The organism is Bradyrhizobium commune (genome assembly GCF_015624505.1).
Lineage (GTDB): Bacteria > Pseudomonadota > Alphaproteobacteria > Rhizobiales > Xanthobacteraceae > Bradyrhizobium > Bradyrhizobium commune.
This window is the reverse complement of the sequence record NZ_CP061379.1, coordinates 3,359,511-3,372,858: the sequence shown is the minus strand read 5'-3', so window position 1 is coordinate 3,372,858 and position 13,348 is coordinate 3,359,511. Positions and strand designations below refer to the sequence as shown.

13 protein-coding genes are annotated in these 13,348 nt (G+C 64.6%); 9 read left to right on the top strand and 4 right to left on the bottom strand.

Features of this window, described 5'->3' with window-relative positions; genetic code table 11:
• Positions 1–260: 260 nt before the first annotated feature.
• Entirely contained in the window at positions 261–689 is a 429-nt protein-coding gene (locus IC761_RS15810; RefSeq protein ID WP_195804116.1) for a DoxX family protein, read from the top strand.
• Between the two features lie 105 nt (positions 690–794).
• On the top strand, positions 795–1,937 hold the full coding sequence (gene dprA / locus IC761_RS15805) for a DNA-processing protein DprA (protein WP_195804115.1): 1,143 nt from the start codon (positions 795–797) through the stop codon (positions 1,935–1,937).
• A gap of 54 nt (positions 1,938–1,991) precedes the next feature.
• On the opposite strand, the gene IC761_RS15800 is transcribed toward dprA, so the two are convergent.
• Positions 1,992–2,399: a winged helix-turn-helix transcriptional regulator gene (locus tag IC761_RS15800; RefSeq protein WP_195804114.1), complete on the bottom strand. Its 408-nt coding sequence runs from the start codon at positions 2,397–2,399 to the stop codon at positions 1,992–1,994.
• A gap of 83 nt (positions 2,400–2,482) precedes the next feature.
• Here IC761_RS15800 and IC761_RS15795 point away from each other — a divergent pair, with 83 nt between their 5' ends.
• The gene (locus tag IC761_RS15795) at positions 2,483–3,091 is read left to right on the top strand and encodes an FMN-dependent NADH-azoreductase (RefSeq protein ID WP_195804113.1); all 609 of its coding nucleotides are present in this window, start codon (positions 2,483–2,485) and stop codon (positions 3,089–3,091) included.
• Between the two features lie 72 nt (positions 3,092–3,163).
• Here the strand turns inward: IC761_RS15795 and IC761_RS15790 are convergent, their stop codons facing one another.
• Together IC761_RS15790 and IC761_RS15785 are read right to left on the bottom strand one after the other, a co-directional pair.
• Positions 3,164–3,346, bottom strand: a complete 183-nt coding sequence (locus tag IC761_RS15790) for a hypothetical protein (RefSeq protein WP_195804112.1) — start codon at positions 3,344–3,346, stop codon at positions 3,164–3,166.
• A 175-nt stretch (positions 3,347–3,521) separates the two neighbouring features.
• Positions 3,522–4,295, bottom strand: a complete 774-nt coding sequence (locus tag IC761_RS15785; protein ID WP_195804111.1) for an SDR family oxidoreductase — start codon at positions 4,293–4,295, stop codon at positions 3,522–3,524.
• 123 nt (positions 4,296–4,418) lie between these two features.
• Between IC761_RS15785 and IC761_RS15780 the strand changes: the two genes are divergently transcribed.
• On the top strand, positions 4,419–4,889 hold the full coding sequence (locus IC761_RS15780; protein ID WP_195804110.1) for a winged helix-turn-helix transcriptional regulator: 471 nt from the start codon (positions 4,419–4,421) through the stop codon (positions 4,887–4,889).
• Between the two features lie 169 nt (positions 4,890–5,058).
• Here the strand turns inward: IC761_RS15780 and IC761_RS15775 are convergent, their stop codons facing one another.
• Positions 5,059–5,298, bottom strand: coding sequence for a hypothetical protein (locus IC761_RS15775; RefSeq protein ID WP_195804109.1), 240 nt, complete (start codon positions 5,296–5,298; stop codon positions 5,059–5,061).
• A 226-nt stretch (positions 5,299–5,524) separates the two neighbouring features.
• On the opposite strand from IC761_RS15775, the gene topA reads away from it, so the two are divergent.
• The 5 genes from topA (at position 5,525) to IC761_RS15750 (ending at position 13,340) form a co-directional block, all read left to right on the top strand.
• Positions 5,525–8,269 (top strand): type I DNA topoisomerase, encoded by a 2,745-nt coding sequence (gene topA, locus IC761_RS15770; protein WP_195804108.1) that lies wholly within the window; start codon positions 5,525–5,527, stop codon positions 8,267–8,269.
• Positions 8,270–8,276: 7 nt separating this feature from the next.
• Positions 8,277–10,631, top strand: coding sequence for a ribonuclease R (rnr, locus tag IC761_RS15765; protein ID WP_195804107.1), 2,355 nt, complete (start codon positions 8,277–8,279; stop codon positions 10,629–10,631).
• The gene (locus IC761_RS15760; protein WP_195804106.1) at positions 10,625–11,065 is read left to right on the top strand and encodes a DUF983 domain-containing protein; all 441 of its coding nucleotides are present in this window, start codon (positions 10,625–10,627) and stop codon (positions 11,063–11,065) included. The genes rnr and IC761_RS15760 overlap by 7 nt, the downstream gene beginning before the upstream one ends.
• Positions 11,066–11,095: 30 nt before the next feature.
• The gene (locus tag IC761_RS15755; RefSeq protein WP_195804105.1) at positions 11,096–11,848 is read left to right on the top strand and encodes an NUDIX hydrolase; all 753 of its coding nucleotides are present in this window, start codon (positions 11,096–11,098) and stop codon (positions 11,846–11,848) included.
• Between the two features lie 166 nt (positions 11,849–12,014).
• Positions 12,015–13,340, top strand: a complete 1,326-nt coding sequence (locus IC761_RS15750) for an LLM class flavin-dependent oxidoreductase (protein ID WP_195804104.1) — start codon at positions 12,015–12,017, stop codon at positions 13,338–13,340.
• The last annotated feature ends 8 nt before the right edge of the window (positions 13,341–13,348 follow it).

Here is a 13,348-nt window from a genome sequence, read left to right as displayed (position 1 = left end):
ATCGCTTTTAGCATCGCGACGAGGTCGCGCAAGCGCACGGCAGCCGGGCCTCTCGAGCAGATCATTCGTCTCCGCGACGGCACGACCTGTTGGCCTATAAGATCAAAAATGGAAACGGTGACTTTCAACCATTTCTATTTATATCGCAATTCGAAAGGTCCAATTTCAAAACACAACGAAGGCCCGCGACGCGCAATTTCTTCCAAACGGCAGACGCTGGTGCGTCACCGCCGTCGGACCTCAACACAGGAGCGACTACCATGGATACGACAGCCCGTTATGCTTCCCTCGTCGGCCGGCTGATGATCGGCCTCCCCTTCGCCATGAGCGGCTTCGGCAAGCTCGCCGCCTACGGTGCGACGACCGCTTACATCGCCTCTGCGGGACTCCCGGTGCCGCCGCTGGCTTATGCGATCGCCGTTCTCGTCGAGCTCGGTGGCGGTCTCCTGCTGATCGCGGGCTATCAGGCCCGCTCGGTCGCGTTGACGATGGCCGTATTCTCGCTCGCCGCGGCGGTCTCCTTCCACAACAACTTTGCCGACCAGAATCAGATGATCCATTTCCTCAAGAACGTGATGATGGCCGGCGGCCTGCTTCAGATCTTTGCCTTCGGCGCCGGTGCGCTCAGCCTTGACGCTCGCCTCTCGCGTGATGGCGTCGCTGCGGCTCAGGCGGCGCACGCGCACTAAGCGGACGACTTCGCGAAAGACCCGCCGTGGTCGGCGGGTCTTTCGTCGTACATTCGAAGCGTGATCAAGCGCACGGCGCTGTTGCTCACGCCCCCAGGTTGTTCCATGCTGCGCCCACAAGGAGACGCCGTGGACGCCATCAATCCAAGCGTGGAGCTTACTGAGGCCGAGCGGATCGACCGCCTGCGGCTGATCCGTTCCGACAATGTCGGGCCGCGCACCTTCAATTCGCTGGTCGCTCATTTCGGCTCCGCGCGCGCAGCACTGGAGCGGCTGCCGGATCTTGCACGGCGTGGCGGCGCGTCGCGATCGGGGCGCATCTGTAGTGTTGACGAGGCGAAGGCAGAGCTCGCCGCAAGCCGGAAGCTCGGCATGTCCTGGCTCGCGCCCGGCGAGGACGGTTATCCGGAACGGCTGGCGATGATCGACGATGCGCCACCGCTGCTCGCGGTGCGCGGCGACACGAAAACCCTGATGCGGCCGATGATCGCGATCGTCGGTTCGCGCAATGCCTCCGGCGCCGGCTTGAAATTCGCCGGGCAGCTCGCCCGCGAGCTTGGCGAAGCCGGCTTTGTCATCATCTCCGGCCTTGCCCGCGGCGTCGACCAGGCCGCGCATCGCACCAGCGTCGAGAGCGGCACGATCGCCGTGCTCGCCGGCGGCCATGACTGCATCTATCCACCCGAGCATGGCGATTTGCTGGTCTCGATCCTCGACCGCGAGGGTGCTGCGATCTCCGAAATGCCGCTCGGCCACGAGCCGCGCGCCCGCGACTTTCCCCGCCGCAACCGGCTGATCTCGGGCGCCGCGCTCGGTGTGGTCGTGGTGGAAGCCGCGCACCGCTCGGGCTCGCTGATCACCGCGCGCATGGCAGCCGAACAGGGCCGCGAGGTGTTCGCCGTTCCCGGCTCGCCGCTCGATCCGCGCGCCGCGGGCACCAACGACCTGATCAAGCAGGGTGCAACACTCGTTACCGAGGCCGCCGACATCGTCAACGCCGTCGCACCGATCATGGAGCGGCCGCCGATGCATCCGGCGAGCGAACCCGACAGCGAACCGTTCGAAAGCGATCCGCAAGGACATGACCGCGAGCAGATCACGAGTCTGCTCGGCCCTGTCCCGATCTCGATCGACGATCTCGTGCGGATGTCCGGCGCATCGCCCGCGATCGTGCGCACGGTGCTGCTGGAGCTCGAGCTCGCCGGCCGGCTCGAACGCCACGGCGGCGGATTGGTGTCGCTGCTCTAGGGCTCCTTTTTGACGCGTTTTCTTGACGCGCGGTCCCCACTTCGCTCGAAAACGCTATTTGCGCTGATCGAACTTCGTTCGTGCCGCCTCGATCTGCGCCAGATGCGCGAACGCCCATTCGCCAAGCGCCATGACCGGCTGCGTCAGCCCGCGGCCAAGATCGGTCAATTCGTAATCCACCCGCGGCGGAATCGTCGGGAAGATGGTGCGGGTGACGAGGCCATCGCGCTCCAGCCCCCGCAAGGTCAGGGTCAGCATCCGCTGCGAGATGCCGTTGATCATGCGCTTCAGCTCATTGAAGCGCTTGGGCCCGTCGCCCATCATCATGATCACGAGCACGCTCCATTTGTCGCCGACCCGCGACAGCACGGAGGCGACCCCGCGGCAGTCGGCATGGTCGGGACCCGGCCGCACCGGCTCGGCGGGCAAATGGCTGTCACTCGGTTTCAGAGATGTGTCCATGGCTCAAAAAAGTGCGTTCTTGCGGGGATTTCGACAGTCACTCATGTAGTGCGGGTTACAAATCTATACCATGGGTGACCCCAATGAAACTGCTCCATATCGACTCCAGCGTGCTCGGCCCCCACTCCGTCTCCAGGCAGGTTTCCGCCGCCATCGTCGACCGGCTGCGCCAGGCGACGCCATTGCTCGACATCGTCTATCGCGACCTGACCCAGACCCCGCTTGCCCACCTGTCCGGATCGCACCTCGCGGCCGCCCAGGGCGCACCCGCGCCCGCGGAACTCGCACCCGACCTTGCCGCCAGTGCCGCCGTGCTGGACGAGTTCCTTGCTGCCGACATCGTGGTGATCGGCGCGCCCATGTACAACTTCACCATTCCGAGCCAGCTCAAGGCCTGGATCGATCGCATTCTGGTGGCGGGGAAGACGTTCAAATATGACGCGAACGGTCCGCAGGGTCTTGCCGGCGGCAAGCGCGTGATCGTGGCGATCTCACGCGGCGGCTTCTACGGCGCGGAGACGCCCTCCGCTGCCGGCGAGCACCTCGAAACCTATTTGCGCTGGGTGTTTGGCTTCATCGGCATCACCAGCCTCGAATTCATCCCCGCCGACGGCATCCAGGTCGGCGCCGAGCATCGCGAGAGGGCGCTCGCCGGTGCGCTCCAGGCGGCCACGAGCCTGCACGCGGCCTGAGGCCACGCCAATCTTATTGGCCGCCGCGCGGTTACCTGCGGCGGCTGATGGACTTCCAAATGTTCCGTAGAGCTAGAACCAGACGCCCTGCACGCCAAGGATGACGGCGACGAGCGATACGAGCAGGCCGACGCCAGAGAAGATGGCGACGCCAATAAACTCTGACGTATCGGAGCGCTTGGTCGGAACGGCGGATCTTTCGGTGTAAATGCGCGGTGCAGAAATCGGCGAATAAATGCGAGCTGCCTTCGGCATTACGGGCTCCTTTAAAATGAGTCTTATGACCCCTGCCCGTAGAAAAGTCTTTGCGGCACCCGCGAAGGTTCAACGCATCATGCAAGCTTCAGAAAATACTTCCCGCAAGATGAGGGAACCGGCCGGCGCAACCCGCATCGCATGCGCCGACCGATTCAATTTGCGCGTGATTTGATCAACCGCGATAGATCGGCGCGCCGCTCGGCGAGGCAACCGCGCCACCGTCGACGAAGATCTCCTGGCCCTGGATGTGCGCGGCATCGTCGGACGCAAGGAACAGCACCGTCTTCGAGATGTGATCCGGTTCACCAATGCGCCCCAGCGGCGTCGCCAGCCCGATGCGCTTCTCGAACGCCTTCTCCGCGTCGGGCGTCGCGATCGCAGCACCCCAGATCGGCGTGCGGATCGCGCCGGGCGCGACCACATTGACGCGAATGCCACGCGGCGACAGCTCCGAGGCCATGATCCGCGCCATCGCCCGCACGCCGGCCTTCGCCGCGCCGTAGGCCGAGTAGCCGGGATTGCCGAGCACCGAGATCACCGAGCCGTTGAGGATGATCGAGGCGTTGTCGTTGAGATAGGGCAGCGCCGACTGAACCGTGAAGAACACGCCGGTGAGGTTGGTGCTGATGACCTTCTCGAACATTTCAAGCGTGGCTGAGCCGAGCGGCGTGCCGCCGGGAATTCCGGCATTGGCAAACACGATGTCGAGCTTGCCGAATTTTTCCGCCCCCTGCTTGATCGCAGCTTCAGTCGCGGCGATGTCGGTGGCATCGGCTGTGAGCGCGAGCCCGTTCGGGCCGAGTTCCTTGGCTGCCGCCTCCAGCGTCTCCTTGTTGCGCCCGGTGATGATCACCTTGGCGCCCTCGGCTACGAACAGTTTTGCCGTCGCAAGCCCGATGCCGCTATTGCCGCCGGTGATCAAGGCCGTCTTGTTCTTCAGTCTCACGCTCGCCTCCAGTGGTTGCATAATGAAACTGAGTTGCCATCTAGGGCATCTGGTTTTATAATGCAACCACACAAGCGCGTGATCGCCTGCCGAGCCCCGGCGGGCGCGACGGGACCAAAGACGATGGTGAAACGAACGAGCTTTGAAGGGGACTCCTGCCCGATCGCACGATCGCTGGAAGCGATCGGCGACTGGTGGTCGCTCTTGATCATCCGCGAGGCATTCTTCGGCTTGCGCCGCTTCGGCGAATTCCAGAGCAAGCTCGGCATGGCCAAGAACATTTTGGCCGTACGCCTGCGCTCGCTGGTCGATCACGGCATATTGGCGACCGCCCCCGCCTCCGACGGCAGCGCGTATCAAGAGTACGTGCTGACGCCGAAGGGCCGCGGCACCTTCCCGATCCTGGTGGCACTCCGGCAATGGAGCGAAGCCTTCGACGATCGCCCCGAGGAGATCGCGACCATCCTGGTCGATCGCGAGAAAGGCCGCCCGGTGCGGAAGCTGGAGCTGCGCGCCGAGGATGGACGGCTGCTCAGCCAGACGGATACCACGCTGAAGCCGCGACCGGCGTCGCGGCGGCGCGCAACAGGCTGACGCTGCGCACGATCTCTCCCCACGTCGTCCCGGCGAAGGCCGGGACCGATAACCACAGGGAGAGGTTTGGCGGAGACGTGCAGTTATTCAGCCTCCCGCGGTATTGGCACCTGCGATCACCGAAAAATCACGCGGTATGGATCCCGACCTTCGCCGGGACGAAGCATCCTCACGACAGCTTGCGCTTGGTCCGCAGCCGCAGATGCTCGTCGGCCTCCAACTGCGTCATGCCCAGGAGATAGTGCAACACGTCGAGCTTGTGGCGCTCGGCGAGCGTGCGCAATGCGGTCACCTGCTCGGCGATGAAGGCGACCGCCTCATCTGCCCCGCCCTCCCCTGGTTCCTCGTTGCGCGGGCGCCCTTGCACGCCCGACGGCGCGCGCGCCCGTTTCTTTCCTGGCTTAGTCACCAGACCCCACCGAATCCATGCCCCGCGGGAACATTACGCCCACATGGATCGCAACTCCAAGGTGGTAATTTGCAACTTTCTCGATATGAAACTTTTCCCATTCGGAGGCCTTTCAACACCCTTCGATTTGACAGCGGAGGCCTCACCACCCATGTTCGGGACGAAACGGCCGACCCGAATCTGAACGAATTCGGCCCAAGATTTCCCCGTAAGTCACTGGAACTACATGAATATCGTCATTGTGGAGTCGCCGGCGAAAGCCAAGACGATCAACAAGTATTTGGGCTCGTCCTACGAGGTTCTGGCCTCGTTCGGCCATGTCCGGGACTTGCCGGCGAAGAACGGTTCCGTCGATCCCGACAGCAATTTCAAGATGATCTGGGAGATCGACCCCAAGGCGGCCGGCCGGCTCAACGATATTGCGAGGTCGCTCAAGGGCGCCGACCGCCTGATTCTGGCAACCGACCCTGATCGTGAGGGCGAAGCCATCTCCTGGCACGTGCTGGAGGTGATGAAGGAGAAGCGCGCGCTGAAAGATCAGAAGATCGAGCGCGTGGTGTTCAACGCCATCACCAAGCAGGCCGTCACGGACGCGATGAAGCATCCGCGCCAGATCGACGGCGCGCTGGTCGACGCCTATATGGCGCGCCGCGCGCTCGACTATCTGGTCGGCTTCACCCTCTCCCCCGTGCTGTGGCGCAAGCTGCCGGGCGCCCGCTCGGCCGGCCGTGTCCAGTCGGTGGCGCTGCGTCTGGTCTGCGACCGCGAGCTCGAGATCGAGAAGTTCGTGGCGCGTGAGTACTGGTCGCTGATCGCGACGCTGCTGACCCCGCGCGGCGACGCCTTCGAGGCGCGTCTGGTCGGCGCCGACGGCAAGAAGATCCAGCGGCTCGACATCGGCACCGGCGCGGAGGCCGAAGACTTCAAGAAGGCGCTGGAACTCGCGACCTACGCGGTCACCGCGGTCGACGCCAAGCCTGCGCGGCGCAATCCGCAGGCGCCCTTCACCACCTCGACGCTGCAGCAGGAAGCCAGTCGCAAATACGGCTTCGCGCCGGCGCACACGATGCGCATCGCGCAGCGGCTGTACGAAGGCATCGACATCGGCGGCGAGACCACCGGACTCATTACTTATATGCGTACCGACGGCGTGCAGATCGCGCCCGAGGCGATCACCCAGGCGCGCAAGGTGATCGGCGAGGATTACGGCAACGCCTATGTGCCTGATGCCCCGCGCCAGTACCAGGCCAAGGCCAAGAACGCGCAGGAAGCCCACGAAGCGATCCGCCCGACCGACCTCTCGCGCCGCCCCGACAGCATGAGCCGCAAGCTCGATTCCGATCAGGCCAGGCTGTACGAACTGATCTGGAAGCGCACCATCGCGAGCCAGATGGAATCGGCCGAGCTCGAGCGCACCACCGTCGACATCAGGGCGAAGGCCGGCGCGCGCACGCTGGAGCTGCGCGCCACCGGCCAGGTCATCAAGTTCGATGGTTTTCTGGCGCTCTACCAGGAAGGCCGCGACGACGAGGAGGACGAGGATTCCCGCCGCCTGCCCGCGATGAGTCCGAACGACGCGCTCAAACGGCAGTCGCTCTCCGTCACCCAGCATTTCACCGAGCCGCCGCCGCGCTTCTCGGAGGCCTCGCTGGTCAAGCGCATGGAAGAGCTCGGCATCGGCCGGCCCTCGACCTATGCCTCGATCCTCCAGGTGCTGAAGGACCGCGGCTACGTCAAGCTGGAGAAGAAGCGTCTGCACGGCGAGGACAAGGGCCGCGTCGTGGTCGCGTTCCTGGAGAGCTTCTTCAATCGCTACGTCGAATACGACTTCACCGCCAATCTCGAAGAGCAGCTCGACCGCATCTCCAACAACGAGATCTCGTGGCAGCAGGTTCTGAAGGACTTTTGGACCGGCTTCATCGGCGCCGTCGACGAGATCAAGGATCTGCGCGTAGCCCAGGTGCTGGACGTGCTCGACGATATGCTGGGCCAGCACATCTATCCGCCGCGCACGGACGGGGGCGATATCAGGCAGTGCCCGAGCTGCGGCAATGGCCGGTTGAATCTGAAGGCCGGGAAGTTCGGCGCCTTCGTCGGCTGTTCGAACTATCCGGAATGCCGCTACACCCGTCAGCTCGCCGCCGATGGCGAAGCCAGCGCCGACCGTTCGCTCGGTCAGGATCCCGACACCGGTCGCGATGTCTGGGTCAAGGCCGGCCGCTTTGGCCCCTACATCCAGCTCGGCGAGCAGAAGGATTACGAGGAAGGCGAGAAGCCAAAGCGTGCCGGTATTCCAAAAGGCACCTCGCCCGGCGATATCGAGCTCGAGCTTGCGCTCAAGCTGTTGTCGCTGCCGCGTGAGATCGGCAAGCATCCGGAGACCGGTGAGCCGATCACCGCAGGTCTCGGCCGCTTCGGGCCGTTCGTGAAGCACGAGAAGACCTATGCCAGTCTTGAGGCCGGCGACGAGGTCTTCGACATCGGCCTCAATCGCGCGGTGACGCTGATCGCGGAGAAGGTGGCCAAGGGCCCGAGCCGTCGCTTCGGCGCCGACCCCGGCAAGGCGATCGGCGATCACCCGACGCTCGGCACCGTCACCGTGAAGAGCGGCCGCTACGGCGCCTATGTCACGGCGGGCGGCGTCAACGCGACGATCCCCGCCGAGTTCGAAAAGGACACCGTCACGCTGGCGCAGGCGATCGCGCTGATCGACGAGCGCGCCGCCAAGGGCGGCGGCAAGAAGCCCGCGAAGAAGGCGGCGAAGCCGGCCAAGGCCAAGAAGGCAGCGGACGGCGAAGACGCCGCGCCAAAACCCAAGAAACCGGCCGCGAAGAAAGCCGCGGTCAAATCCGAATCCACAAGCAAGGCGCGCGCAGCCGTGTCGACGACCGCCAAGACGTCGCCGACCAAGGCCGCCGCCACCAAGAATCCTGCAAATACTCCGGCCAAGAAGAGTGCCGGCAAGAATTAGAGGTTAAGTGAAACCAAAGCATGACCATGGCTTTCCCGACAGGAGCGCCATCGTCGCCTTCATCAAGGCACATCAGGGAAACGTCGGGACCCGCGAAATTGCGCGCGAGTTCGGCCTGAAGAATGCCGATCGCATCGAGCTCAAGCGCATGCTGCGCGAGCTCGCGGACGACGGCACCATTAAGAAAAAGCGCCACAGGATTTCAGAGCCCGACAGCCTGCCGCCGACGCTGGTCGCCGACATCACCGGCCGCGACTCCGATGGCGAATTGATCGCCTCGCCCACCGAATGGGACGAGGTCGAAAGCGGCGAGCCCCCTAAAATCCGTATCCAGATGCCGCGCCGGCCAAAGCCGGGCACCGTCGCCGGCGTCCGTGACCGCGTGCTGCTGCGCGTCGAGCGCACGGACGAGTCCGAAGGCCCGGCGTATCGCGGCCATATCATCAAGGTCTTCGACAAGGCCAAGAGCCGCATCCTCGGCGTGTTCCGCAGCCTGCCCGAGGGCGGTGGACGGCTGATCCCCGTCGACAAGAAGTCCGCAGACCGTGAGCTGAACATCGCCCCGACCGAGACACAGGGCGCGCAGGACGGCGACCTCGTCAGCGTCGACATCATTCGTTCGCGAAGCTTTGGTCTCGCCTCCGGCCGCGTGAAAGAGAAGCTCGGTTCGGTCAAGTCGGAGAAGGCGATCAGCCTGATCGCGATCTACGCCCACGACATCCCGTTGCAATTCTCTTCCGCCGCCGAGCGCGAAGCCGAGGCAGCGGAGCCGGCCAATCTGAAAGGGCGCGAGGACTGGCGCGACGTCCCGCTCGTCACCATCGATCCGCCGGATGCGAAGGATCACGACGACGCTGTGCATGCGCAAGCCGATCCCGATCCGAATAACAAAGGCGGCTTCATCGTGGACGTCGCCATTGCCGATGTGAGCTTCTACGTCCGTCCGGGCACCGCGCTCGACCGCGATGCGGTCGACCGCGGCAATTCGGTCTATTTCCCCGACCGCGTCGTGCCGATGCTGCCGGAGCGCATCTCGAACAACCTCTGTTCGCTGGTGCCGGGCGAGCCGCGCGGCGCGCTTGCGGTGCGGATGATTATTGCGCCCGACGGACGCAAGCGCTCGCACAGTTTTCATCGCATCCTGATGCGCTCGGCCGCGAAGCTGAATTATGCGCAGGCCCAGGCCGCGATCGACGGAAGGCCTGACGACACCACCGGCCCCCTGCTCGATCCAATCCTGAAACCGCTCTACGCGGCATACGCCTGCGTCAAGCGCGCGCGCGACGAGCGCGATCCGCTCAATCTCGATCTGCCCGAGCGCAAGATCCTGCTGAAAAGCGACGGCACCGTCGACCGCGTCGTCGTGCCTGACAGGCTCGATGCGCACAGACTGATCGAGGAGTTCATGATCCTCGCCAATGTCGCGGCGGCCGAGATGCTGGAGAAGAAATCGCTCCCGCTGATCTACCGCGTACATGACGAGCCGACGCTGGAAAAGGTCCACGCCCTCGCGGAGTTCCTGGAGACGCTGGACGTCCCCTTCGCCAAGGCCGGCGCGCTGCGCCCCACCCTGTTCAACCGCGTCTTGGCCCAGCTCGAGGGCCATGACTATTACCCGCTGGTCAGCGAGGTCGTGCTGCGCGCCCAGGCGCAGGCCGAATACTCTTCCGAGAACTACGGCCATTTCGGCCTGAACCTGCGACGCTACGCGCATTTCACCTCGCCGATCCGCCGCTATGCGGATCTCGTGGTCCACCGCGCGCTGGTCCGCGCGCTCGGCCTTGGCGAAGGCGCCCTGCCTGACAGCGAGACGCCGGAATCGCTCGGCGAGGTCGCAGCCCACATTTCGCTGACCGAACGGCGCGCGATGAAGGCGGAGCGCGAGACCGTCGATCGATTGATCGCGCATCACCTTGCCGACCGCATCGGCTCGACCTTCCAGGGCCGCGTCTCCGGCGTCACGCGCGCCGGGCTCTTTGTCAAACTCGCTGAAACTGGCGCCGACGGATTGATCCCGATCCGATCCCTCGGCGCGGAATATTTCAACTATGACGAGAGCCGCCACGCGCTGGTCGGCACGCGCAGCCGCACCATGTACCAGCTCGGCGATGTCGTCGATGTCCGGCTGATCGAGGCAGCCCCCATCGCAGGCGCGCTGCGCTTCGAGCTGCTGTCGTCATCCAGCGAGACCGCGCCGCACGACCGCAGGCGACCGGGTCCGCAACGCCGTCCCTCGTTGAAGGCCCATCCCGGACGCAGCCCGGACAAAAAACGCAAGCCGCCGAAGCCAAAGCCCGGCAAGAAGAAGGGCAAGGGAAAGAACAAAGGCAAAGGCGGGGGCCAGAAGGGCAAGGCATGGTGACCATGAGCACAGCCCCGAAGATCTGGACGCGCGAGACCGGCCTGGTCGAGAAGCGCGATCTCTGGGCTGCGATGAAGCGCGGCTTTCGCGGCCGCTGCCCGCGCTGCGGCGAGGGAAAACTGTTCCGCGCCTTCCTGAAGACCGCGGACAATTGCGCACAGTGCGGCCTCGACTTCACGCCACACCGCGCCGACGATCTGCCCGCCTATCTCGTGATCGTCATCGTCGGCCACATCGTGGTGCCCACGATCCTCTGGATCGAGACCAATTACACCACGCCGGTCTGGCTCAGCTTTGCCGCCTATCTGCCGTTCACCTTCTTCGCGTCGCTCGCCCTGTTGCAGCCGGTGAAGGGAGCTGTGGTCGGCTTGCAATGGGCTCTGCGCATGCACGGGTTTGACGAGAACCCGCCGGATGGTATTCCGCCTGTGTAAGCAAAAAAATGAAAAGCGTTGGGTGAGGACATGACGGATATTTCGCAGGCAGCCGAGAAGGCAAAGATCCACGAGGGCAAGGAGGCCGACCACCATCCCTATTTCCGCCCGAGGGATGCGGCGACACTGATCCTGGTCGATCGCAGCGGCACCGTTCCAAAAGTGCTGGTCGGTAAGCGCCACGACAAGGTGGTGTTCATGCCCGGCAAATTCGTCTTCCCCGGCGGCCGTGTCGACAAGGACGATTATCGCGTCTCGGTCGCGGCCCCCATCACCACGGAGTTAGAGGCCAATCTCGCCAAGGGCAGTCCGAAGACGCCGGCCTCGCGCGCCAAATCGCTGGCGATCGCTGCGATCCGGGAAGCCTGCGAGGAGACCGGTCTCTGCCTCGGACGCAAGGCTGAGGGAAAAGTGCCCAGGCTCGAAGGCCCCTGGAAGCCGTTCGCGGATGCGGGCCTGCTGCCCGATCCCTCCAGCCTGTTCCTGATCGCGCGCGCGATCACCCCGCCCGGCCGCGTTAAACGGTTCGACACGCGCTTCTTCACGGCGGATGCGTCCGCGATCACCCATCGCGTCGAGGGCGTGATCCATGCGGATGCAGAACTGGTCGAGCTGGTCTGGGTCGAGCTCGGCTCAAAGCCGCTCGCCGATCTGCATCCGATGACGCGCAACGTGCTCAACGAGCTCGACACCCGGCTTGCCACCGGCCCGCTGCGCCACGACGCGCCGGTGCCGTTCTTCCATTTCTACGGCGGCAAGATGCGGAAGGATATTTTGAGCTGAGTCCTTCCGTCATTCCGGGGCGCGCCCCTTGGCGCGAGCCCGGAATGACGGGATTGTGCTGAGCTGACGGCGAAAAACAAAAGATTCTTCCCGTCCTCCCCGATGGCGGAGTTCCGCCGCATCCCTATGTCTTTCCGAACGACAACCAAAACGGACTTAGGGCGCGATGGCACAACGGCAACTCAAGCTTGGCGCGTTCATGCGCCCGATCTCGATCCACACCGGCGCCTGGCGCTATCCCGGGGCCTGGCCCGACGCCAACTTCAACTTCGGCCACATCAAGCAGCTGATCCAGAAGCTCGAGGCCGGCAAGTTCGACGCCTTCTTCATGGCCGATCATCTTGCGGTCCTGAACATGCCGATCGATGCGCTGAAGCGCAGCCACACCGTGACCTCGTTCGAGCCGTTCACGCTGCTCTCGGCGCTGTCCGCGGTCACCGAGCGGATCGGCCTGATCGCGACGGGATCGACGACCTTCGACGCGCCCTATCACGTCGCGCGGCGCTTCGCCTCGCTCGACCATCTCAGCGGCGGCCGCGCCGGGTGGAACATCGTCACCACCTCGAACCCGGATGCGGCGCTGAACTTCGGCCTCGACGACCACATGGAGCACGCCGAGCGCTACAAGCGCGCTCGCGAGTTCTACGACGTCGTCACCGGTCTCTGGGATTCCTTCGCCGACGACGCCTTCGTGCGCGATGTCGAGAGCGGGCTGTTCTTCGAGCCATCAAAGATGCACACGCTCGACCACGACGGTCAATTTCTGAAGGTGCGCGGCCCGCTCAACATCGCCCGCCCCGTGCAGGGCTGGCCGGTGATCGTGCAGGCCGGCGCCTCCGAGGATGGCAAGCAGCTCGCGGCCGAGACGGCAGAAGCGGTATTCACCGGCGGCGGCAGCCTCGCCGACGGCCAGAAGCTCTATGCCGACATCAAGGGCCGCATGGAGAAGATCGGCCGCGATCCCGAGCACCTGAAGATTCTTCCCGGCGCCTTCGTCGTGGTCGGCGACAGTGTCGACGAGGCCAAGGAGAAGCGCGCCCTGCTCGACAGCCGCGTGCATTACGACAGTGCCATCGCCTCGCTCTCGGTCATCCTCGGCACCGACGCTTCCGGATTCGATCCGGACGGCCCTCTCCCCGAGATCCCCGAGACCAACGCCAGCAAGAGCGGCCGCCAGCGCATGGTCGACCTCGCCAAGCGCGACAATCTGACGGTGCGTCAGCTCGCCCAGCGCGTCGGCGGCTATGGCGGGCTCGCCTTTGTCGGCACCGCCAAGACCATCGCCGACCAGATGGAGGAATGGCTGGTCGGGCGCGGCTCCGACGGCTTCAACATCATGTTCCCGTTCGTGCCTGCCGGCCTCGCCGATTTCGTCGACAAGGTGGTCCCGGAGCTTCAGCGCCGCGGGATCTTCCGCAAAGAGTATGAGGGCGCCACTTTGCGGGAGAATCTGGGCCTGCCGCGGCCAAAAAACCGGTTCTTCGAGGCGTAATGGGACCG